Raw genomic sequence first — 18,025 nt, 5'->3', positions numbered from 1 at the left:
ACGGAAGGAAGGTTACGCCGCCCTCACGGCGCGGGCTTGTAGGAATGCGACGCCAGCCGTCGCGCCAGTTCCACCTGTTCGCGCGCCCAGGCGGTGGCGGTGCAGCCCAGGAAGCGGCGGAAGTCGCGCGCCATCTGCGGCTGGTCGAAATAGCCGGCGGCCAGACCGGCCTCCAGCCAGGAGGCGGCGTCGGCGTCCTGGCCCATCGCATGATCGAAGATGCGGCGGAAACGAAAGACCGAGCGCAGGGTGCGCGGCGCCACGCCGACGCGGTCGCGGAACCGGCGCTGCAGGGCGCGGCGCTCGGCGGGACTCAAAGGCGGCCCCTCAAGATCGCTCTCGGCGGCGGCGACCTGAGCGCGGACAGCCGGATCGATACGCCAGTCGCCCGCCCGGCGCTGTTCCTCCAGCCAGGCGCCCAGGGCGGCGGCCTGCCCCGCCGGATCGCCGGACGGCGCCGTGAAGCCGTCCAGCCGCGCCACGAGGTCCAGCCGCCGGTCGGTCGCCTCGATCAGCGGGCGGTCGAGAAACGCGCGCGCCCCGTCCGGCTCGAACTTGGCGGCGACGATCTCGACCGGACCGACCGGACGGATGGCCATGGGCCGGGTCATCTGGCCGGCGAAGATCACCGGCGGTTGAAGGCGGAAGACGCCGTCGGCGTCCTGTTCCTCATAGGGGGCGGCCAGATCGACGATCAGTTCGGGACAGCCGTCCGGGGCGATGCGCTGAACCCCGCCGCTGGGGCTTGGCGCGGCGTAGGTCCACAGCAGGCGCACGAAGGGGCGCAAAGGGTCAGGCGGGGCGAATTCCTCGTACCGCTGCTCCCCTCCCCCATCTGCAGTCAGTTCGCCTTCTTGGGGTCGGGCGGCAGGCTGGGCAGGGGCGCGCAAGGCACGCCGTCGTCTTTCAACTTCTTCACCTCGGCGGGGGTGGCCTCGCCGTAGATCTCGCGCTTCTCGCTGCGGCCTTCGTGGATGTCGCGGGCCTCGCGGGCGAAGGCGTCGCCGACGTAGTCGAAATTCTGCTCGACATGGTCGCGCACCTGCTGCGCCGCCTGCATCATCATCGACTGCATCTGCTTCATGGCGTCGGGCGAGGGCGCGGTCTTCTTCGTGCCGGAGACGGCCGGGGCCATCACCTGCTTCCTCACCGTCGCCGAACCGCAGAAGGGGCATTCGACCAGGCCGCGCGCCGCCTGATCGTCATAGTCGGACGAGGAGCCGAACCAGGCCTCGAAGCCGTGGTCGTGGTCGCAGGACAGGGCGTAACGGATCATAGGGGCAGGTCGAAGTCGCGGTCGTGGCGCAGGGCGGGCACGCTGGCGCGCACCTTCTCCACGGCCTGAAGGTCCAGCCGGGCGTGCAGAACGGCCGGTTCATCGTGGTCGAGGCGGGCGATGACCTCGCCCCACGGGCCGACGACCAGGGAGCGGCCCCAGGTCTGGCGGCCGTCCTCATGCGTGCCGCCCTGGGCCGGTGCCAGGACGAAGGCGCCCGTCTCGATGGCGCGGGCGCGCAGCAAGATCTCCCAATGCGCCTCGCCGGTCGGGCGGGTGAAGGCTGCGGGAACGGCGATCAGGCTCGCGCCCGCCTTGGCCAGGGCGCGGTGCAGATGCGGGAAACGCAGGTCGTAGCAGATGGTCAGGCCCAGACCGCCCCAGGGGCTGTCGGCGACCACCGCCGTCTCGCCTGGCCTGATCGAGGCGCTTTCGCGATAGGTCTCGCCGTTCGGCAGGTCGACATCGAAGACGTGCAGCTTGTCATAGCGGGCCGTGATCGCCCCGCTGGGGTCGATCAGCAGGGACCGGTTGGCGGCGCGCGGATCGCCCTCGGCGCCCGAGCGCACGATGACCGAGCCGACCAGCAGCCAGACGCCCAGTTCGGCGGCCAGGGCCTTGAGCCCGGCGACAGCGGGATCGGCGTCCTCGTCCGACAGGGCGGCGTCGCGCAAGGCCCGGCGCTGTTCGAGAAAATTGGTCCCCTCGGGCGTCAGGATCAGTTGCGCGCCCTCAGCCGCCGCCTGGCGGATCAGAGGCTCGACATGCGCCAGCCCCGCGGCCGCCGTCGCCGGCGTCCGCGTCTGGATCAGCGCAATGTCGAGCGTGTCGATCACCTAGGCCGCCAGCAGGGCGTCCAGCTCGCCCTTGCGGTCCAGGGCGTGGATGTCGTCCGAGCCGCCGACGTGCTTCCCGTTGATGAAGATCTGCGGGAAGGTGGCCGCGCCGCCCGAGCGCTCGACCATCTCGGCCTTCTTCTCGGGATCGTTGGAGGCGACGATGTTCGTATAGGCCGCGCCCTTGCGGTCCAGCAGGGCCATGGCGCGGATGCAGTAGGGGCAGCCGGGTTTGGTGTAGAGAACGACGTCGGCCAAGGGGAGCTCCTGAAGGCGAATGGGAAGGTTCTCCCTCACTTAAGCGGTTCGCGCGCGTTTTTCACCCTCGCGATGACAGCCAGGTCCACGGCGCGGGCTCCGGCCTCCATCAGCACCCGCGCACAGGCCTCGGCCGTGGCCCCCGTGGTCAGCACGTCGTCGATCAGCAGCAGACGACGTCCCTTGATGCGTCGGCGCCCAGCCTCGGTCACGGCGAAGGCCGCCTTGACGTTCAGTCGCCGTCCGCGCGCGGACTTGCCGCCCTGGCTGGCGGTCGGCAGAGGACGGATCAGGGCGTCGGGCAGATAGTCCAGCCGCGCCGCGCGGGCCAGCGGCCGGGCGATCTCGGCCGCCTGATTGAAGCGCCGCGACAGCAGGCGGGCGCGATGCAGCGGCACGGGAACCACGGCGTCGGCCGCCTCGATCAGGGGCGCCGCCGAACGGCTAATCCAGCGGGCGAACAGGGGGGCGAACTGCTGCTGATCGCCGTGCTTGAACTTCAGGATAATCCCCCGCGACGCCTCGTCATAGACGCAGGCCGCTCGCGCCCGGCCGAAGGCGTACGGACTGGCGACGCAGGCCGCGCACCGCTCCGCCGCGAAGTCGCCGCCGTCATATTCGAACGCCGCGCCGCAACCGTCGCAGACCGGCGCCTCCAGAAAGGCCACCCGGCTCCAGGCGTCGGGCGACAGGCCCGCGGACGCCGCCGCCTCGCGGCTGTCGTGAGCCACAGGCGGCAACAGAATATCCAGCAGGCCCCGGCCCGCATCGCGCGCGCCGGATGCTAAAGGCGAGCTCACGCCTTTCAATCGACCTCGCCAGCCCCCATCCTGAACCGACATGAGCGCCCCCTCTCCCTCCTCCGGTCCCCCGATCATCTTCGACGCCGCCCGACGCGCCGCGCGCCTGAACCGCGCCGCCCGACGTTTCCCCGACGCCGACTTCCTGCACCTGCGCGCCGCCGACAATGCGGTGAACAGTCTGGAGGTGATCCTGCGCGAGTTTCAGACGCCCGTCGACCTGTCGCCGCACCCCGGCGTCTTCGCCCGCGCCCTGGCCGACAGCCCGGCGCGCGAAAGGGTGGCGCAGGTGCGCGCCGTCGGCTCGACGGCCGAGCGCGCCGCGCCCGGCGCGGGACCGCTGGGGCTTGAGGACGGATCGGCCGATCTGATCATCAATCTTCTGGGCCTGCACTGGGCCAACGACCTGCCCGGCGCGCTGAGCCAAATCCGCCGCGCGCTGAAGCCCGACGGCCTATTCGTCGCCAGCCTGTTCGGCGCCGCGACGCTGAAGGAGTTGCGCGGCGTGCTGACCGAGGCGGAGCTGGAGGTCAACGGCGGCGCCCAGGCGCGCGTCTCGCCCTTCGCTGACGGCTTCGACGGGGCGGCCCTGCTGCAACGAGCCGGGTTCGCCCTGCCGGTGACGGACGTGGACCGGGTGACGGTGCGCTATGGCGATCCCTTCGCCCTGATGCGCGACCTGCGGGCGATGGGCGAGACGAACGTGCTGGCCGGGCCGATCCGCCCCCTCAGCCGCGCCGTGCTGGCCCGCGCGGCCCAGCTCTACGCCGAGCGTCACGCCGAGGCGGACGGGCGCATCCCCGCTACTTTCGAAATGGTGCATCTGGCCGGATGGGCGCCGCACGAGAGCCAGCAGAAGCCCGCCAGGCGCGGCTCGGCCAAGACGCGTCTCGCCGACGCCCTGGGCGTCAGGGAGCAGACCGGCGAGGAGGACTGAGGCTCAGCTTCCGCTGATCGCAGCGCTGATGGTCGTCGAGATGTAGTCGTACATGGCGTTCGATCGCACCGCGAAGGCGGTGACGGCGGCGATGATGACCAGAAAGATCAGGGCGCAGATCAGGCCGTATTCAATGGCCGTGGCGCCGCCTTCGTCGCGATGGAACCGGCAGATGAAACCCTTCACGCCCGGCCCTCCCCTATCGTCGGCCCGTCAGAGCAGATCGCGCAACCAGGCGATCAGCGGTTCGTCGGCCGGAGGCATGGGATAGGCCGACAGCTTGTCCGGCTTCACCCAGGCCAGACCCGCGTGCTCGCGCGCCTCGACCACGCCGGACCAGCGCCGGCACAGATAGAGTGGCATCAACAGGTGAAAGGATTCGTAAGCGTGACTGGTAAACACGAAGGGGGCCAGGCAGGCCTCCTTCACGTCGATGCCCAGTTCTTCCTTCAGCTCGCGGATCAGGGCGGCTTCGGGCCGCTCGCCCGGCTCGACCTTGCCGCCGGGGAATTCCCACAGACCCGCCAGTTGCTTGCCTTCGGGCCGTTTGGCGATCAGCACGCGGCCGTCCGGGTCGATCAGGGCGACGGCGACGACCAGAACGGTGGGAACGGCGGGCGTCTCGCTCACGAGCGGTAGTCCCCGTTGATCTCGATGTAGCGTTTGGTCAGATCGCAGGTCCACACCGTAGCCGAGGCCCGGCCCGAGGCGACATGAACGGTGATGTCGATCTCTGGGTTCTTCATATAGGCGCTCATGACCGCCTCGTCGTAGGTCGGCGAGGGCGCGCCGTCGACGGCGGCGACGTGCGGGCCGAAGCGGATGGCCAGACGGTCGCGGTCGACCGCCTCCTCCGTCTTGCCCACGGCCATGACGATGCGGCCCCAGTTGGCGTCCTCGCCCGCGATGGCGGTCTTGACCAGGGGGCTGTCGGCGATCGACTTGGCCAGTTTGCGCGCCGAGGCGGGCGAAGCGGCGCCCTCGACCGTCACCTTGACGAACTTGGTCGCGCCCTCGCCGTCCTTCACCAGCTGGTGGGCCAGATCGAGCATGACGTCGTCCAGCGCGGCCGAGAATTCCTTCAGGCGGCGGTCGCCGACGCGGCCGATCCGCGGCGCGCCGGACGCGCCCGTGGCGAACAGCAGCGCCGTGTCATTGGTCGAGGTGTCGCCGTCCACCGTCACCGAATTGAAGGTGGTGCGGACGTGCAGGTTCAGCAGGGCCTTCAGCACCGGCGGGGCGATGTCGGCGTCGGTGACGATGAAGGCCAGCATGGTCGCCATATCCGGCGCGATCATGCCCGAGCCCTTGGCGATGCCGGCGATGCGGACCTTGACGCCTTCGATCTCGCACTCCGCGTAGGCGCCCTTGGGGAAGGTGTCCGTGGTCATGATGCCCAGACCGGCCTGGGCCCAGTTGTCGGCCTTCAGACCGGCTTCGACCGCAGACAGGCGGGCGGTGATCTTCTTGTCGTCCAGCACCACGCCGATGACGCCGGTCGAGGCCAGCATGACGTCGCGCTGGCGGCAGTCGAAGCGCTTGGCGACCTCGGAGGCCGTGCGGCGCGCCGCATCGGCGCCCGCCTTGCCGGTGAAGGCGTTGGCGCAGCCGGCGTTGACGACCAGGGCCTTGACCCCCTCGCCGCCCTTGTCGGCGTCCAGATGACGCTTGCACCAGTCGACCGGCGCCGAGCCGACCTTGTGCCGGGTGAAGACGCCCGCGCAGGACGCGCCCTGCGGGAAGCGGAAGACCACCAGATCGTCGCGCTCATGCTTGTAGAAGCCCGCCTGCGCCGTCGCGATCTCGACTCCGCCGATCGGCGGAATGGCCGGGAACGGCACGGCCAGCGGCGAGATCATCAGGCCGGGCTTGCCGGGCGCGGCGGCGACCGCCTGGGCGGCCGACTGCGTCGCGCGCTTCAGCGCCGAGGCCAGCGGGTCGAGCGCCTTCTCGATGGCGGTTTCGATCTTCTTGCCGGTCGAGGCGGACTTGGACGGCTGGCTCATGTGGCGGTTCCGGCGGCGGGAGGAGCGGAGGTTTTCCGGGCGGGAGGCGTGGCGGCAGGCGACGGCGTCTTCGCCTCGTCCAGGGTGATCTCGACCTCGGCCTTGCCGCGCAACTGCTCCAGCAGCTGGCGCACGCCTTCATAGGTCAGGTAGCGCACGATCTGGGGGCGCGCCTGCTCCAGGGTCGGGGGCGTCTCGGCGCGACGATCCTCGACCTTCAGCACGGCCCAGCCGGTTTCGGTCTGGATCGGGCCGACGACCTGACCCGGCGTCTTGCCCTGCAGGGCGGAGGCGTAGGCCCCCGGCAGGACGTCCAGCGTCGAATAGCCCAGATCGCCGCCGGAATAGCGGGTGGCGTCGTCGATGGAGCGCTGGGCGGCGACCGCCTCGAAGGCCGCGCCCTGGCCCAGGACGCCCAGAACGGCGTCGGCCTGTTCCTTTGTCGGCGCCAGGATCAACCGCACCCGAACCTCCTCGGTCGTGCGCGCCAGACGCTGCTGCTCGGCGTAGAGGCGTTCGACCGCCTGGTCGGACACGGCGCCGGACACCACCTTCTCGACCAGCATGTCGCCCAGGATGCGCTCGCGCACGGCCTGCAGGCGGCGCTGGGCGGCCGGGCTGACATCAAGGCCGCGACGTTCGGCCTCGGCGGCCAGCAGCTTCTGGTCGACCACCTCGTCCATCACCCGGCGGAACAGTTCGGAGGACAGGTCCAGAGGATCGTCCTCGCCGATCAGCCCCTGGGCCACCGCCTCGCGGCGCACGTCCGAGGCCCAGACCGCACGGTCGTTGACCTTGGCGACGACGCGGTCGTTCTTCTCAGGCGCGGCTTCATCCCCGCCGCGCCCGCAGGCGGCGGCGCCCAGCGCCAGCCCGACGGCGGCGATCAGGAACAGGCTGTGGAGGGGACGCCGCGCTCGCATCGGACGCTCCTGACAGGGGTCTGGGGGCAAGCCGCCGGAACGGCCGTTCGCGCCTGCGCCGCGCCGCCCTTAAAAAGGCCCTCGCGTTGACAGGGGTAAGGGCGGTGCTTAAGTCCCGCCTGCGCCCAAGTCGAGGGATTTTCGATCGTATGCGCGGCCCTTCGCGCGCCCTGACTGCAGGGAAGGCCTGGGGTCGGCGTGATCGCGGCCTCCCGACCGGGCGAAACCTGTCTTTCTCAGAGCCTTCAGCCGCTCGACCGCCTGACCCGGATCGCCCATGCTCGGCTTCGCCAAGAAACTTCTCGGTTCCTCCAACGACCGCAAGGTCAAGGCCTTCCAGGCCCAGGTCCAGAAGATCAACGCCCTTGAATCCAAGTTCGAGGCCTTCTCGGACGATGAACTGCGCATGATGACGCAGACCTTCCGGGACCGCGTCGAGGGCGGCGAAAGCCTGGACAAGCTGCAGAACGAGGCCTTCGCCGTCGTGCGCGAAGCCTCCAAGCGCGTTCTGGGCCAGCGTCAGTACGACGTACAGATGGCCGGCGGCATGATCCTGCACGAGGGCGGCATCGCCGAGATGCGGACCGGCGAAGGCAAGACCCTGGTGGCCGTGGCTCCGGTCTATCTGAACGCCCTGGCCGGCAAGGGCGTCCACGTCGTCACCGTCAACGACTACCTGGCCCGCCGCGATGCGGACACCATGGGCAAGGTCTATCGCTTCCTGGGCCTGGAGGTCGGCGTCATCGTCAACGGCCTGTCCCAGGGCCAGCGCCAGATGGCCTATCAGGCCGACATCACCTACGGCACCAACAACGAATTCGGCTTCGACTATCTGCGCGACAACCTGGTCTACGACCGTCGCGAGATGGTGCAGCGCGGCCACCACTTCGCCATCGTCGACGAGGTCGACTCCATCCTGATCGACGAGGCGCGCACGCCGCTGATCATCTCGGGCCCGACCGAGGACCGGTCGGACCTCTACAAGATCATCGACGCCCTGGTGAAGGAGCTGGTCAAGGACAAGGCGACCTTCGACCTCGACGAAAAGCAGCGCCAGGCCCTGCTGACCGAGCTGGGCTCGGAGCGCATGGAGCAGATGCTCGAACAGGGCGGCCACTTCGCCGAGGACACCGTCGACCTGTACGACCCGGCCAACGTCAGTCTGGTCCACCACGTCAACCAGGCCCTGCGCGCCAACACCCTGTATCAGCGCGACAAGGACTACATCATCAAGGACGGCGAGATCGTCCTGATCGACGAATTCACCGGCCGCATGATGTCCGGCCGTCGCCTGTCCGAAGGTCTGCACCAGGCCATCGAGGCCAAGGAGGACGTCAAGATCCTGCCCGAGAACCAGACCCTGGCCTCGGTGACCATCCAGAACTACTTCCGCCTCTACGAAAAGCTGTCCGGCATGACCGGCACCGCCGCGACCGAGGCCCAGGAATTCCTCGACATCTACAAGATGGACGTCCTGGAAGTGCCGACCAACCGCCCGATCCAGCGCAAGGACTACGACGACGAGGTCTATCGCACCTTCGCCGAGAAGAACCGCGCCATCGCCGCCCAGATCGCCGACTGCTACGTGCGCGGCCAGCCGATCCTGGTCGGCACGGTGTCGATCGAGAAGTCCGAGGAACTGTCCGACCTGCTGAAGGACTACGACTATCAGGTCGAAGTCTCGCGCAAGGTGAAGCCCGAATACGAGGGCCGCGAGAAGGACGCCCAGAAGGCCGGCGACCTGGCCTATGACGTGGAATACGTCACCGGCCGCGGCATTCCGCACAATGTGCTGAACGCGCGTCAGCACGAGCAGGAAGCCTACATCGTCGCCGAGGCGGGTCTGCCGCACGCGGTGACCATCGCCACCAACATGGCGGGCCGCGGCACCGACATCCAGTTGGGCGGCAACCTGGAGATGCGCGTCCAGCGCTGGACCCAGGAACAGCGCAACATGGCCGTCGAGGTGACGCCCGAGGCCCTCGCCGCCAAGGAAGAGGAATTCAAGGCCGAGATCGCCGCCGCCAAGGCCAAGGCCATGTCCGTCGGCGGCCTGTTCGTCCTGGGCACCGAACGCCACGAAAGCCGCCGTATCGACAACCAGCTGCGCGGCCGCACCGGCCGTCAGGGCGACCCCGGCACCTCGAAATTCTACCTGTCGTGCGAAGACGACCTGCTGCGCATCTTCGCCGGCGACCGTCTGGACAGCATCATGAAGTCCTTCGGCGTGGCCGAGGGCGAGGCCATCAGCCACCCCTGGCTGAACCGCGCCGTCGAGACCGCCCAGAAGCGCGTCGAGGCCCGCAACTACGACATGCGCAAGAACGTGCTGAAGTACGACGACGTCGTGAACGATCAGCGCAAGGCCGTGTTCGAACAGCGCCAGGAGTTCATGGACTCCGAGGATCTGTCGGAACTGGTCGCCGACTTCCGCAACGACGCGATCAACGATCTGGTCGAGCGCTACATGCCGCCCAAGGCCTATGCCGAGCAGTGGGACATCAACGGCCTGGACGAGCGGGTGAAGTCCACCCTCGGCCTCGAACTGCCCCTGCATGACTGGGCCGCGGAGGAAGGCGTCTCCAACGAGGAGATCGAGGAACGCATCCTCGCCGCCGCCGACGCCCGCGCCGCCGAGCGTCTGGAGCTGATCGGCGCCGACCAGACACGCGGTCTGGAAAAGCAGTTCATGCTGCAGATGATCGACATGCAGTGGCGCGAGCACCTGGTCCATCTGGACCACCTGCGCGGCGTCATCGGCCTGCGCGGCTACGGCCAGCGCGACCCGCTGAACGAATACAAGACCGAGGCCTTCAACCTGTTCGAGACGCTGCTGCACGACCTGCGCCACAACGTTACGCGCTGGTTGATGACGGTCGAGTTCCAGTTCCAGGCGCCCCCGCCGATGGAGATGCCCGAGTTCCAGGAAATCCACCTGAACCCCGGCACCGGCGAGAACGAGATGCTGAACCCGATGGCTCAGAATCCCGAAGGCCAGCTGACGGGCGACGACCGCTCCAAACTGCCGGTCGAAGCCCTGCCCATCGGCTGGGAGCGCACCAGCCGCAACGCCGACTGCCCCTGCGGCTCGGGCCGCAAGTTCAAGCACTGCCATGGCAGTCTTATTTGAGGCGCGCTGACGCGCGCGGCGCTACGCTCGCGACGCGGTCGCTCGCTGCTTGAGCGCCAAAGATCGAGTTGAGAGAGGCGGGTTCGCGAAAGCGGCCCGCCTTTTTCTTTGGCCGGTGACGCCGCCTGCCACGCAGGTTAGCGTGCGGCCATGAACTACAAGCCCCTGTTCTCGCGCGCGCTCGGCCTTGATCCGGAACGCCTGCATTTCGCCGCCCACAGCCACCACCTGTGGCCCGACGCCAGCTTCGACGGCCAGGTTCAGGCCTGGGCCGAGGCCAACCGCTTCGCCGACCGAAAATGGGACCTGGTGTTCGGCGACGTCATTCCCGAGGCTCAGGGCCATGTAGCCGGAGAGCTGGGCCTGCCCTCCCCCGACAGCCTGATCTTCGCGCCCAACACGCATGAAATCCTGCTGCGCATCGTCTCGGCGGTCGACAGGGCGCCGGTGCGCATCCTGGCCACCGACGGCGAGTTCCACTCCTTCCGCCGCCAGTCGGAACGCTGGGAGGAAGCGGGACAGGCGGTCGTCACCCGCGTGCCCCTGGCGCCGTTCGAGACCTTCGCCGACCGCTTCGTCGCCGCGGCTAGGGCGGGCGGGCACGACCTGATCTTCGTCAGCCAGGTCTTTTTCCGCACCGGCGGCCTGTTCGAGCGAGATCGGCGAGCTGGCGGAGCTGGCCGATCCGGCGGGCCCGTGGGTAGTGGTGGATGGCTACCACGGCTTCATGGCGACGCCGACGGACCTGTCGGCCGTGGCGGATCGGGTCTTCTATCTGGCCGGCGGCTACAAATACGCCATGGCGGGCGAAGGCGCCTGCTTCTTGCACGCTCCGCCCGGCTTCGGCCCGCGCCCGGTCGTGACCGGCTGGTTCGCCGAGTTCGGCCATCTGGAAGGCCCGCCCGGCGGCGTCCAGTACCGCACCGACGGCGGCCGCTTCTGGGGGGCCACCTTCGACGCCAGCGCCCTGTATCGCTTCAACGCCGTGCGCCGGATGCTGGACCAGCACGGCCTGACCACGGCAATGATCGCCGACCACGCACGCGGCCTTCAGACCCGGTTTCAGACGGCGATCCAGGGCGGAGACGCCGGGGCGGTGAACAAGGCCGAGATCCTGAACCCGGTCGAGGGAGCGGCGCCGCGCGCCCGCTTCCTGGCGCTGCGTCACGCCGACGCCCCGCGCTGGAAGGCGGCCCTGCAGGAGATGAACGTCATCGCCGACGTGCGCGACGACGTGATCCGCTTCGGCTTCAGCCTGTATCAGAGCGAGGACGACGTGGCGCGGCTGATCCACGCCTGCGCCCGGCTGGACTAGGTCTCAGAAGAACAGGCTGTCGGCGTCGCGCCGGGCCTCGGGCGGATCCGTGCGACGGGGCGAGGCCGGGCGAGCGGGCGAGGATCGGCCCGGCGAGGGCGGCGCCTTGGCTCTCGGCGCCGGATCGCCCGGCAAGGCGGGGGCCGGAGGCGCAGCTCGCGCCGGGGCTGCGGCGGGCGGCGCGGAGGGCGCAACGGTCTTGGCCGGTGGCGGCCCGAGACGCGGATAGGCCGGGCCCGCCGGTTCGGCGGCGCGGCGCGAGGCGACGGCCGGAGGCGTCGACGTCGGCGCTCCATCAAGCGAGGCTGCGGCCGCAAGCAACTGACGCGCCTGCGCCCGCGCGCGGGGATGATCGCACCGGCACAGCACCAAGCCGGTCGGCCCTCGCCAAATCAGCAGGGGACGACGCGGCGGCTCGGCCCACCGGCGAGCCAGGCGCTCGATCTCGCGCGCCAGCACGGGATCGTCGGGCGGCGTCGGACGGAGGTCATACCCCTGAGATTCCAGCTCGGGTGCGATCTGCGCCAGCCAGTCGGCGCCGCTGGCAGCGCCGTGAACATAGACGGGGGCAAGGCCGAAGGCGGCGGGCCCGGCCGCCGCTTCCAGACGCGCCTCGAACCCCTCGGGCGCGACGATCGGCTGCGGCGTATGGCGCGCCACAGCCAGCCACCAGGCGGCCAGCGCCACCCCCAGCATCAGCAGGCCCAGCACGGCGCCGATCACGACGCCCAGCAGGATGCGCGGCAGTTGGGAAGGGGCGGCGGACGACGTCATCGTCCGTCAGGACTAGCATCGAACCGCCCGACGACAACCCCCGCCGAGGTCAGACCGCCAGATCGAACAGAGCGTCGCGGGTGATCTCTGTGTGGGTCATGGGGAACAGATGGCCGCCGCCCGCCACCGTCTCGACCTGCAAATCGGGCCGACGCCCGCCGGGCCGAACCGCGCACAGGCTGCCGGTCTCGCCCTTGAGGATGCGCACCGCGCCCGGATAGCGGGCCAGGGCGCGCCAGGGGTCATGCGCCTGGGCGGCGTAGTTCGAGGCCTCCCACGCCGGGCTGCAGGCCAGCTCCAACCCCTTGTCGGTCTCGATCAGGCCGTCGGCCAGATAGTCGGCCAGCATCAGGTCCGGCCAACCCTTGAAGGCGCCCCGCCCCCGATAGGCGGCCAGGGCCTGCTCCCGGCTGTCGAACACGGCGCGGCGTTTCAGGGTGCGCGAGACGATGGGAAAGCGTCGCGACAGCCGCCCGGCCAGCGGCAGATTCAGCGCCATCACCATGGGGCGCGGCCAGATCACGGGGTCGAGCAGCAGCAGACGCGACACCCGGTCGGGCCGCTCGGCGGCGGCCAGCAGGCCGCTGGTCCCGCCGATGGAATGGCCGGCCAGGGCCACAGGCGGGCCGCCCGTCGCCTCCAGCAGGGCGATCAGGTCGTCGCGGTGATCTTTCCAGCTGCGATGGCCTTCGGGCTGGGCGGGCAGACGCGTCGCCCCATGGCCGCGCAGGTCAGGCGCCCAGATGCGCAGGGCGCTGGACAGGGGCTGCAACAGGGTGCGGTAGGTGCGGGCGTTGAAGCCGTTGGCGTGGACGAAGACCAGGTCGACCGGTCGCTCGGGATCGCCGAAGTCGAGCACCGCCATCTGGCCCGCGCCCCAGCGGTTGTCGATGGGGACGCTGATCCGGCGCGGCGCCGACAGGGCCAGGGCGTCCATCAGGTTCAGGCCGCCACGCGACAGGCCGGGCAGCGGCCATGCCCTTCTATGGTGGTGCGTTCGATGGCGTAGCCGGCGCCGGCGGCGGCGCGGGCGAAGGCGTCGCCGCCCTGGACCGCCACCTCTTCGGCGGCGCCGCAGCAATCGCAGATCAGGAAGGCCGCCGCGTGCCCCTTGTCCTCGCCCAGGGCGTCGGCGGTGCAGGCGACATAGGCGCTGATGGAGGCGATGCGGTGCGCCAGGCCCCGGCGCTCCAGAAAGTCGAGCGCGCGATAGACGGTCGGGGGCTTGGCCGCCTGGCCGTCCAGGCCGTAGCGGGCGATCAGGTCATAGGCCTTCACCGGCTCGCCCGCCGTCAGCAGCAGCTCCAGCACCCGGCGGCGCGGGGCGGTCATGCGCTCGCCGTCGGCGGCGCAGCGCGCCTCGACGGCGGCCAGGGCGCGGTCCACCTCGGCGGCGCCGAGATGGTGTTCAGCGTGTTCGTGATCGCAGGCCAGACCCATGGCCTACAGCTAGGAGGTCATGACCGCCGCTGCAACCGCATCCACGGTCGCACCCGCGCGCGACGCCGCCGACCGCTGACGCAATGTGGCCAAACAGCGGCGTTTGCGGAGGCTCCGACCATAGGCTAGAAGAACCGACCTTTCTGTTCAGAAGATCCTTTTTCATGACCGACGCGACCCAAGCGAACAGCCCCCTGTCGGGCAACGTCCTGTTCTATTCCCAGCCCGAGCCGCTGTCGGCCGAGGCCCACGGCAAGCTGGGCGTGACCCCGGCGGACAAGCCCTACGCCTTCGTCGCCCAGACCAATGTGGTGCCGCTGACGGTGACCGAGTTCGCCCCGGCCGCCCTGTCCTACCCGGTCATCTTCGTCGGCGACGCCAAGCAACCGGTCGCCGCCATGGGCCTGAACGCCGCCGAGAACCTGTTCATCGAGGACGGCGACTTCCGCCCCGACGCCTACATCCCGGCCTACGTCCGCCGCTATCCTTTCGTCTTCGCCAATGACGACGAGCAGAAGCGTCTGGTGCTGTGCATCGACCGCGCCGCCCCCTTCGTGGTCGAAGGCGGCGAAACTCCCCTGTTCGAAAACGGCCAGCCCAGCGGCTACGTCAACTTCGGCATGGAGTTCTGCAACAACTTCGAGCAGGAGCGCGTGCGCAGCGAGTCCTTCGTCGCCCTGCTGAAGGAACTGGACCTGTTCGAAGTGCGCGAGGCCAACTACACGCCGCGCAACGCCGACGGTTCGGCCGGAACGCCGCAGAAGATCGCCGAATATTTCGCCGTCTCGGAAGACAAGCTGAAGGCCCTGCCGGCCGAGAAGCTGGCCGAACTGCGCGACAACGGCGCCCTGGGCCAGATCTACGCCCACCTGGTGTCGCTGCTGGGCTGGGATCGCCTGATCGCCATGGCCCTGACCCGCGCCGCCAAGCAGCAGCCCGTCGCCGCGAACGCCTGATTTTTTTGAGGAGCCTAACGCGCGTTCGCGCGGCTTGAGGTCCCTGGAAAAACACCAAACGACAAACGCCCCGTCAGGCAACTGGCGGGGCGTTTTTTATCCTTCTCCCCTTGTGGGAGAAGGTGGCCCGCCAGGGCCGGATGAGGGGTCTCTCCGAAGTTTGACGCCGGCTGACGGTCAGGGGCGCGAAACCCCTCATCCGTCCGGCTTCGCCGTCCACCTTCTCCCACAGGGGAGAAGGACGCGACCTTAGCGGCGCGCGACCAGGGCGCGGGTCAGGCAGGAGAAGACCAGGCGGCCCGCCTCGTCCAGCAGGTCCTGCTGGGCGATGACGACGCCCTTCTCGTCGCCTACCGGATCCTTGCCCATGATGGTCAGGCGACCGCGCAGCAGTTCGCCCGCCGGGGGGCTGCGCAGGAAGCGAAGGCCGTCGACCGCCAGGGTCTTGGCGCCCGCCCAGCCGCTGGTGCGATCGGCGGCCAGCCGGCTCCACAGGGCGTAGACCATGGCCTCGGGCGCGCCATAGGCCACGTCCCACCCCGGCAGGAAGCGTTCCGCGAACAGATCCAGCGCCGCCGCATCCACCGCGCAGGCCCCCAGGGGAATGACCTGGCCGATCTCGAAATCCTCGAAATGGATGTGCAGCGGCTCGGTCATGCGCGGTCTTCCCTCGGTCAGGCGGCCGGTTCTTCCGACACCCGAACCATCAGCTTGCCGTCATGGTCGCCCGTGAACAAGCGGTTCAGCGAGCCGACCGCGCCTTCCAGGCCGTCGTCGACATGGACCTTCCAGTGAATCTTCCCGTCCGCCAGCCACGGCCCCATCTCGGCGACCATCTCCTTGGCCCGGTGGGCGTAGTCGAGGACCAGGAAGCCCTTCACGTCCAGACGGTGGGTGATGATGCGGGCGAAGTTGGGCGAGGGCGGCATCCGCGTGGCGTTATAGGCCGAGATCAGGCCGCAGACGGCCATGCGGCCGTGCACCTTCAGCCGGTTCCACACCGCGATCATGATGTCGCCGCCGACGTTCTCGAAATTGAGGTCGATCCCGTCCGGAGCCAGCCGATCTAGGGCGTCGCCGACGTCCTCGTTTTTGTAGTCGACGGCGCCGTCAAAACCGAGGTCCTCGGTCAGCCAGCGGCATTTCTCGGCGCCGCCGGCGATGCCGATGACGCGACAGCCGCGCTGCTTGGCCACCTGGCCGGCGATGGAGCCGACCGCGCCCGCCGCCGCCGAGATGACCAGGGTCTCGCCCGGCTTGGCCTTCAGCACGTCGGTGACGCCGAAATAGGCGGTCATGCCGGTCATCCCCAGCACGGACAGGTTGGCGGTCAGCGGCAGGCCCGGCGCGCGATGAACCGGCCGCAGCCCGGCCTCGGGCACGACGGCGTAATCGGCCCAGGCGCCCGACAGAGGCATGACCAGGTCGCCTTCCCTGAACCGCTCGCCGCGCGATTGTTCGACTACGCCCAGGGTCAGGCCGCGCATGACGTCGCCCAGGCCGACGGGCGGCAGATAGCCCTCGGAATCATTCATCCAGGTGCGGTTGGTCGGGTCGATCGACAGATAGATGGTGCGGACCAGAACCTCGCCGTCCTTCAACTCCGGCACGAGGCTTTCCACCAGCTCCAGATCGCCGTCCTGGATCAGGCCGTGCGGCCGCTGACGCAGGATCCATTGTCTGTTGCGCAGGCTCATCATTCCGCCTCCCTGAGCGTTTTCTTTCAAGACCCATAGTGACGCCTCTTCCTCACAGAGCAAGCGGATCAGGCGCCCCGAGCCCGCTTGCCGACAAAAAAGAAGGCGGACCCGTTCAGGATCCGCCAGGAGTCGCATCATCGAGAATGAGGCGAGGGCGAAGACCGACGATCAGGCCGGTCCGGGGGAATAGCCCTCGGCGATCGGATAACGACGGGCGCGCAACTCGGTTCCCGGCTCGGCCGACTTCCTGGCGCCCTTCCCGTCGAAGGAACGGCCGCGCGACGGCGACGTTCGCCATACAGGTTTTCTAACCGCGACAAGGAGGCGAGCCGATGACCCATCAAGACCCGCATTCCCATTCCGCCGACGCCGTGAACACGCACCATGCGGTCGAGGCGCAGTATGTCCGCCAGGGCCGCGGCGGGCGGCAGATCCTGATGATCCTGCTGCTCTCGGCCGGAGCCGCCGCCGTCCTGCTGATCGGCATGTGGGCGGTCAGCAACAGCGGCTTCGCGCGTCAAGACGGCGCCTCCGAACCCGCGCCGGTCGAGGCTTCGGCCGAAGCTCCGGCTGCGGCGCTGGCCGAACCCGCCACCTAGAGCGACATCGGTTCACATGCGATCGCCTGCGAACCCCGGATGTTCGCTCAATGGCCCAGACACGGAAAAGGCCCCGAGACGGCGCTCGGGGCCTTTCGAAACGGTCCCGTCGGGTCGCCCTTACGCGGCCTGCTTCTGGCGCGAAGGATGGAAGAAGAGCGCCTGGCTGATCGCCGCCTTCACCGTTTCCGGCTGGAAGGGCTTAGTGATCAGGAAGGTCGGCTCGGGGCGCTCGCCGGTCAGCAGCCGCTCGGGGAAGGCGGTGATGAAGATGACCGGCACGTCGAAGCGCTTGAGGATGTCCTTGACCGCGTCGATGCCGGACGAGCCGTCAGCCAGCTGGATGTCGGCCAGCACCAGACCCGGCTTGTGACGCGACACCGCGTCCACGGCCTCGTCGTGGGTGGTGGCGGTGCCGGTGACGCGGTGGCCCAGCTCCTTCACCAGGCTTTCGATGTCGGCCGAGATGATGGCTTCGTCCTCGATGATCAGGACGTCGGTCGCCAGTTCGGCGTCGATGTCCGACTGCGCTTCGGCGATCAGGCGTTCGACCGTGCGCGGATCGACGGCCAGGATCTGAGCGGCCTCGGACGGGGTGAAGCCCTCCAGGGCGGTCAACAGGAAGGCCTGACGCGAGCGCGGCGAAATCCGCATCAGACGGTGGGCCGCGTCGTCGCCTTCGGCCGCCGCGCCGTCCTCGAGCTGCGCCCCCGTGGCCGACCAAATGGCGTGAAACACATGATAGAGAGCGACACGCGGCGTCATGTCCGTGGGCAGCTGGCGCTCGCCCGCCGCGAGCGCCTCGAGGGCCACGCGCACATAGTTGTCGCCCGTGGCCTGGTCGCCGGTCAACGCACGGGCGTAACGACGAACATAGGGCAGATGAGGCGCAAGTCTGGCCAGAAGGCTCATACGGTCTTTCCCCGACAATCTCAGCGCCGCGCACGTGTCGGCGCACCAGTGGTCTCAACGTATCAAATGCGCCACGGTTCCCGGCTCCTTCGCCAGCTTGAGCATAAAAACGCAGAAGGCTAGGAACCGTATGCAAGAGGCGGCGTTTTCCGCTTCTACAGGC

At 69.1% G+C, this 18,025-nt stretch carries 19 protein-coding genes and 1 pseudogene; 5 read left to right on the top strand and 15 right to left on the bottom strand.

The annotated features are described in order from the left end of the window. Positions 1-23: 23 nt before the first annotated feature. From AC52GN_RS00565 to AC52GN_RS00545, 5 genes are read right to left on the bottom strand one after another with little or no spacing between them, the layout of a single operon-like run. Complete coding sequence (locus AC52GN_RS00565; protein WP_496527846.1) at positions 24-890, bottom strand: AraC family transcriptional regulator; 867 nt, start codon at positions 888-890, stop codon at positions 24-26. Further along, on the bottom strand, positions 842-1,276 hold the full coding sequence (locus tag AC52GN_RS00560; RefSeq protein WP_496527845.1) for a DUF1178 family protein: 435 nt from the start codon (positions 1,274-1,276) through the stop codon (positions 842-844). Before AC52GN_RS00560 ends, AC52GN_RS00565 begins: the two co-directional genes overlap by 49 nt. Continuing rightward, the gene (locus tag AC52GN_RS00555; protein ID WP_496527844.1) at positions 1,273-2,112 is read right to left on the bottom strand and encodes a carbon-nitrogen hydrolase family protein; all 840 of its coding nucleotides are present in this window, start codon (positions 2,110-2,112) and stop codon (positions 1,273-1,275) included. Before AC52GN_RS00555 ends, AC52GN_RS00560 begins: the two co-directional genes overlap by 4 nt. Continuing rightward, a complete protein-coding gene (gene grxC / locus AC52GN_RS00550; RefSeq protein WP_338577742.1) occupies positions 2,113-2,370 on the bottom strand; it encodes a glutaredoxin 3 in 258 nt (85 codons plus the stop codon). It abuts the gene before it with no gap. Positions 2,371-2,405: 35 nt separating this feature from the next. Next, entirely contained in the window at positions 2,406-3,212 is an 807-nt protein-coding gene (locus AC52GN_RS00545; RefSeq protein WP_496527843.1) for a ComFC family protein, read from the bottom strand. On the opposite strand from AC52GN_RS00545, the gene AC52GN_RS00540 reads away from it, so the two are divergent. Then, on the top strand, positions 3,211-4,107 hold the full coding sequence (locus AC52GN_RS00540; protein WP_496527842.1) for a methyltransferase domain-containing protein: 897 nt from the start codon (positions 3,211-3,213) through the stop codon (positions 4,105-4,107). The two genes, AC52GN_RS00545 and AC52GN_RS00540, sit on opposite strands and share 2 nt — an antisense overlap. A gap of 3 nt (positions 4,108-4,110) precedes the next feature. On the opposite strand, the gene AC52GN_RS00535 is transcribed toward AC52GN_RS00540, so the two are convergent. The 4 genes from AC52GN_RS00535 to AC52GN_RS00520 are packed head-to-tail and all read right to left on the bottom strand — an operon-like array spanning position 4,111 to position 7,036. After that, positions 4,111-4,293 carry a Flp family type IVb pilin gene (locus tag AC52GN_RS00535; protein WP_291778631.1) on the bottom strand — a complete coding sequence of 61 codons (183 nt, stop codon included), beginning with the start codon at positions 4,291-4,293 and terminating at the stop codon, positions 4,111-4,113. Positions 4,294-4,320: 27 nt separating this feature from the next. Then, the gene (locus AC52GN_RS00530; protein WP_087139129.1) at positions 4,321-4,737 is read right to left on the bottom strand and encodes a (deoxy)nucleoside triphosphate pyrophosphohydrolase; all 417 of its coding nucleotides are present in this window, start codon (positions 4,735-4,737) and stop codon (positions 4,321-4,323) included. Further along, on the bottom strand, positions 4,734-6,113 hold the full coding sequence (gene argJ / locus AC52GN_RS00525) for a bifunctional glutamate N-acetyltransferase/amino-acid acetyltransferase ArgJ (RefSeq protein ID WP_496527841.1): 1,380 nt from the start codon (positions 6,111-6,113) through the stop codon (positions 4,734-4,736). The genes AC52GN_RS00530 and argJ overlap by 4 nt, the downstream gene beginning before the upstream one ends. Further along, positions 6,110-7,036 (bottom strand): peptidylprolyl isomerase, encoded by a 927-nt coding sequence (locus AC52GN_RS00520; RefSeq protein ID WP_496527840.1) that lies wholly within the window; start codon positions 7,034-7,036, stop codon positions 6,110-6,112. Before AC52GN_RS00520 ends, argJ begins: the two co-directional genes overlap by 4 nt. A 277-nt stretch (positions 7,037-7,313) precedes the next feature. On the opposite strand from AC52GN_RS00520, the gene secA reads away from it, so the two are divergent. Continuing rightward, positions 7,314-10,166: a preprotein translocase subunit SecA gene (gene secA / locus AC52GN_RS00515; protein WP_496527839.1), complete on the top strand. Its 2,853-nt coding sequence runs from the start codon at positions 7,314-7,316 to the stop codon at positions 10,164-10,166. A 150-nt stretch (positions 10,167-10,316) separates the two neighbouring features. Further along, positions 10,317-11,481, top strand: a pseudogene (locus tag AC52GN_RS00510) (kynureninase/PvdN C-terminal domain-containing protein). A gap of 3 nt (positions 11,482-11,484) precedes the next feature. On the opposite strand, the gene AC52GN_RS00505 reads toward AC52GN_RS00510, so the two are convergent. From AC52GN_RS00505 to AC52GN_RS00495, 3 genes are read right to left on the bottom strand one after another with little or no spacing between them, the layout of a single operon-like run. Beyond that, positions 11,485-12,255 carry a hypothetical protein gene (locus AC52GN_RS00505; RefSeq protein ID WP_496527838.1) on the bottom strand — a complete coding sequence of 257 codons (771 nt, stop codon included), beginning with the start codon at positions 12,253-12,255 and terminating at the stop codon, positions 11,485-11,487. A 49-nt stretch (positions 12,256-12,304) separates the two neighbouring features. Further along, positions 12,305-13,192 carry an alpha/beta hydrolase gene (locus AC52GN_RS00500; protein WP_453989847.1) on the bottom strand — a complete coding sequence of 296 codons (888 nt, stop codon included), beginning with the start codon at positions 13,190-13,192 and terminating at the stop codon, positions 12,305-12,307. Between the two features lie 5 nt (positions 13,193-13,197). Next, on the bottom strand, positions 13,198-13,695 hold the full coding sequence (locus AC52GN_RS00495; RefSeq protein ID WP_291778606.1) for a Fur family transcriptional regulator: 498 nt from the start codon (positions 13,693-13,695) through the stop codon (positions 13,198-13,200). 164 nt (positions 13,696-13,859) lie between these two features. Between AC52GN_RS00495 and AC52GN_RS00490 the strand changes: the two genes are divergently transcribed. Continuing rightward, the gene (locus AC52GN_RS00490) at positions 13,860-14,651 is read left to right on the top strand and encodes a SapC family protein (protein WP_291778603.1); all 792 of its coding nucleotides are present in this window, start codon (positions 13,860-13,862) and stop codon (positions 14,649-14,651) included. A gap of 249 nt (positions 14,652-14,900) precedes the next feature. On the opposite strand, the gene AC52GN_RS00485 is transcribed toward AC52GN_RS00490, so the two are convergent. After that, positions 14,901-15,308 (bottom strand): MaoC family dehydratase, encoded by a 408-nt coding sequence (locus tag AC52GN_RS00485; protein ID WP_496527837.1) that lies wholly within the window; start codon positions 15,306-15,308, stop codon positions 14,901-14,903. A gap of 17 nt (positions 15,309-15,325) precedes the next feature. Further along, a complete protein-coding gene (locus AC52GN_RS00480) occupies positions 15,326-16,351 on the bottom strand; it encodes an NADP-dependent oxidoreductase (RefSeq protein ID WP_496527836.1) in 1,026 nt (341 codons plus the stop codon). A 332-nt stretch (positions 16,352-16,683) separates the two neighbouring features. On the opposite strand from AC52GN_RS00480, the gene AC52GN_RS00475 reads away from it, so the two are divergent. Then, the gene (locus tag AC52GN_RS00475; RefSeq protein ID WP_496527835.1) at positions 16,684-16,950 is read left to right on the top strand and encodes a hypothetical protein; all 267 of its coding nucleotides are present in this window, start codon (positions 16,684-16,686) and stop codon (positions 16,948-16,950) included. A 120-nt stretch (positions 16,951-17,070) separates the two neighbouring features. On the opposite strand, the gene phyR is transcribed toward AC52GN_RS00475, so the two are convergent. Continuing rightward, on the bottom strand, positions 17,071-17,862 hold the full coding sequence (gene phyR / locus AC52GN_RS00470) for an anti-anti sigma factor/receiver protein PhyR (RefSeq protein WP_312219400.1): 792 nt from the start codon (positions 17,860-17,862) through the stop codon (positions 17,071-17,073). Positions 17,863-18,025: the final 163 nt, after the last annotated feature.

This window comes from Brevundimonas sp. SS2672, assembly GCF_059579685.1.
This window is presented reverse-complemented; position numbering and strand designations above follow the sequence as displayed.

What these genes read in the sequence shown, in the direction of transcription:
- AC52GN_RS00475 (WP_496527835.1), top strand. Translation starts at nt 16,684, where the DNA reads ATGACCCATCAAGACCCGCATTCCCATTCCGCCGACGCCGTGAACACG.
- phyR (WP_312219400.1), bottom strand. Translation starts at nt 17,862, where the DNA reads ATGAGCCTTCTGGCCAGACTTGCGCCTCATCTGCCCTATGTTCGTCGT.
- AC52GN_RS00500 (WP_453989847.1), bottom strand. Translation starts at nt 13,192, where the DNA reads ATGGACGCCCTGGCCCTGTCGGCGCCGCGCCGGATCAGCGTCCCCATC.
- AC52GN_RS00505 (WP_496527838.1), bottom strand. Translation starts at nt 12,255, where the DNA reads ATGACGTCGTCCGCCGCCCCTTCCCAACTGCCGCGCATCCTGCTGGGC.
- AC52GN_RS00560 (WP_496527845.1), bottom strand. Translation starts at nt 1,276, where the DNA reads ATGATCCGTTACGCCCTGTCCTGCGACCACGACCACGGCTTCGAGGCC.
- AC52GN_RS00495 (WP_291778606.1), bottom strand. Translation starts at nt 13,695, where the DNA reads ATGGGTCTGGCCTGCGATCACGAACACGCTGAACACCATCTCGGCGCC.
- AC52GN_RS00480 (WP_496527836.1), bottom strand. Translation starts at nt 16,351, where the DNA reads ATGATGAGCCTGCGCAACAGACAATGGATCCTGCGTCAGCGGCCGCAC.
- argJ (WP_496527841.1), bottom strand. Translation starts at nt 6,113, where the DNA reads ATGAGCCAGCCGTCCAAGTCCGCCTCGACCGGCAAGAAGATCGAAACC.
- AC52GN_RS00485 (WP_496527837.1), bottom strand. Translation starts at nt 15,308, where the DNA reads ATGACCGAGCCGCTGCACATCCATTTCGAGGATTTCGAGATCGGCCAG.
- AC52GN_RS00520 (WP_496527840.1), bottom strand. Translation starts at nt 7,036, where the DNA reads ATGCGAGCGCGGCGTCCCCTCCACAGCCTGTTCCTGATCGCCGCCGTC.
- secA (WP_496527839.1), top strand. Translation starts at nt 7,314, where the DNA reads ATGCTCGGCTTCGCCAAGAAACTTCTCGGTTCCTCCAACGACCGCAAG.
- AC52GN_RS00545 (WP_496527843.1), bottom strand. Translation starts at nt 3,212, where the DNA reads ATGTCGGTTCAGGATGGGGGCTGGCGAGGTCGATTGAAAGGCGTGAGC.
- AC52GN_RS00490 (WP_291778603.1), top strand. Translation starts at nt 13,860, where the DNA reads ATGACCGACGCGACCCAAGCGAACAGCCCCCTGTCGGGCAACGTCCTG.
- AC52GN_RS00540 (WP_496527842.1), top strand. Translation starts at nt 3,211, where the DNA reads ATGAGCGCCCCCTCTCCCTCCTCCGGTCCCCCGATCATCTTCGACGCC.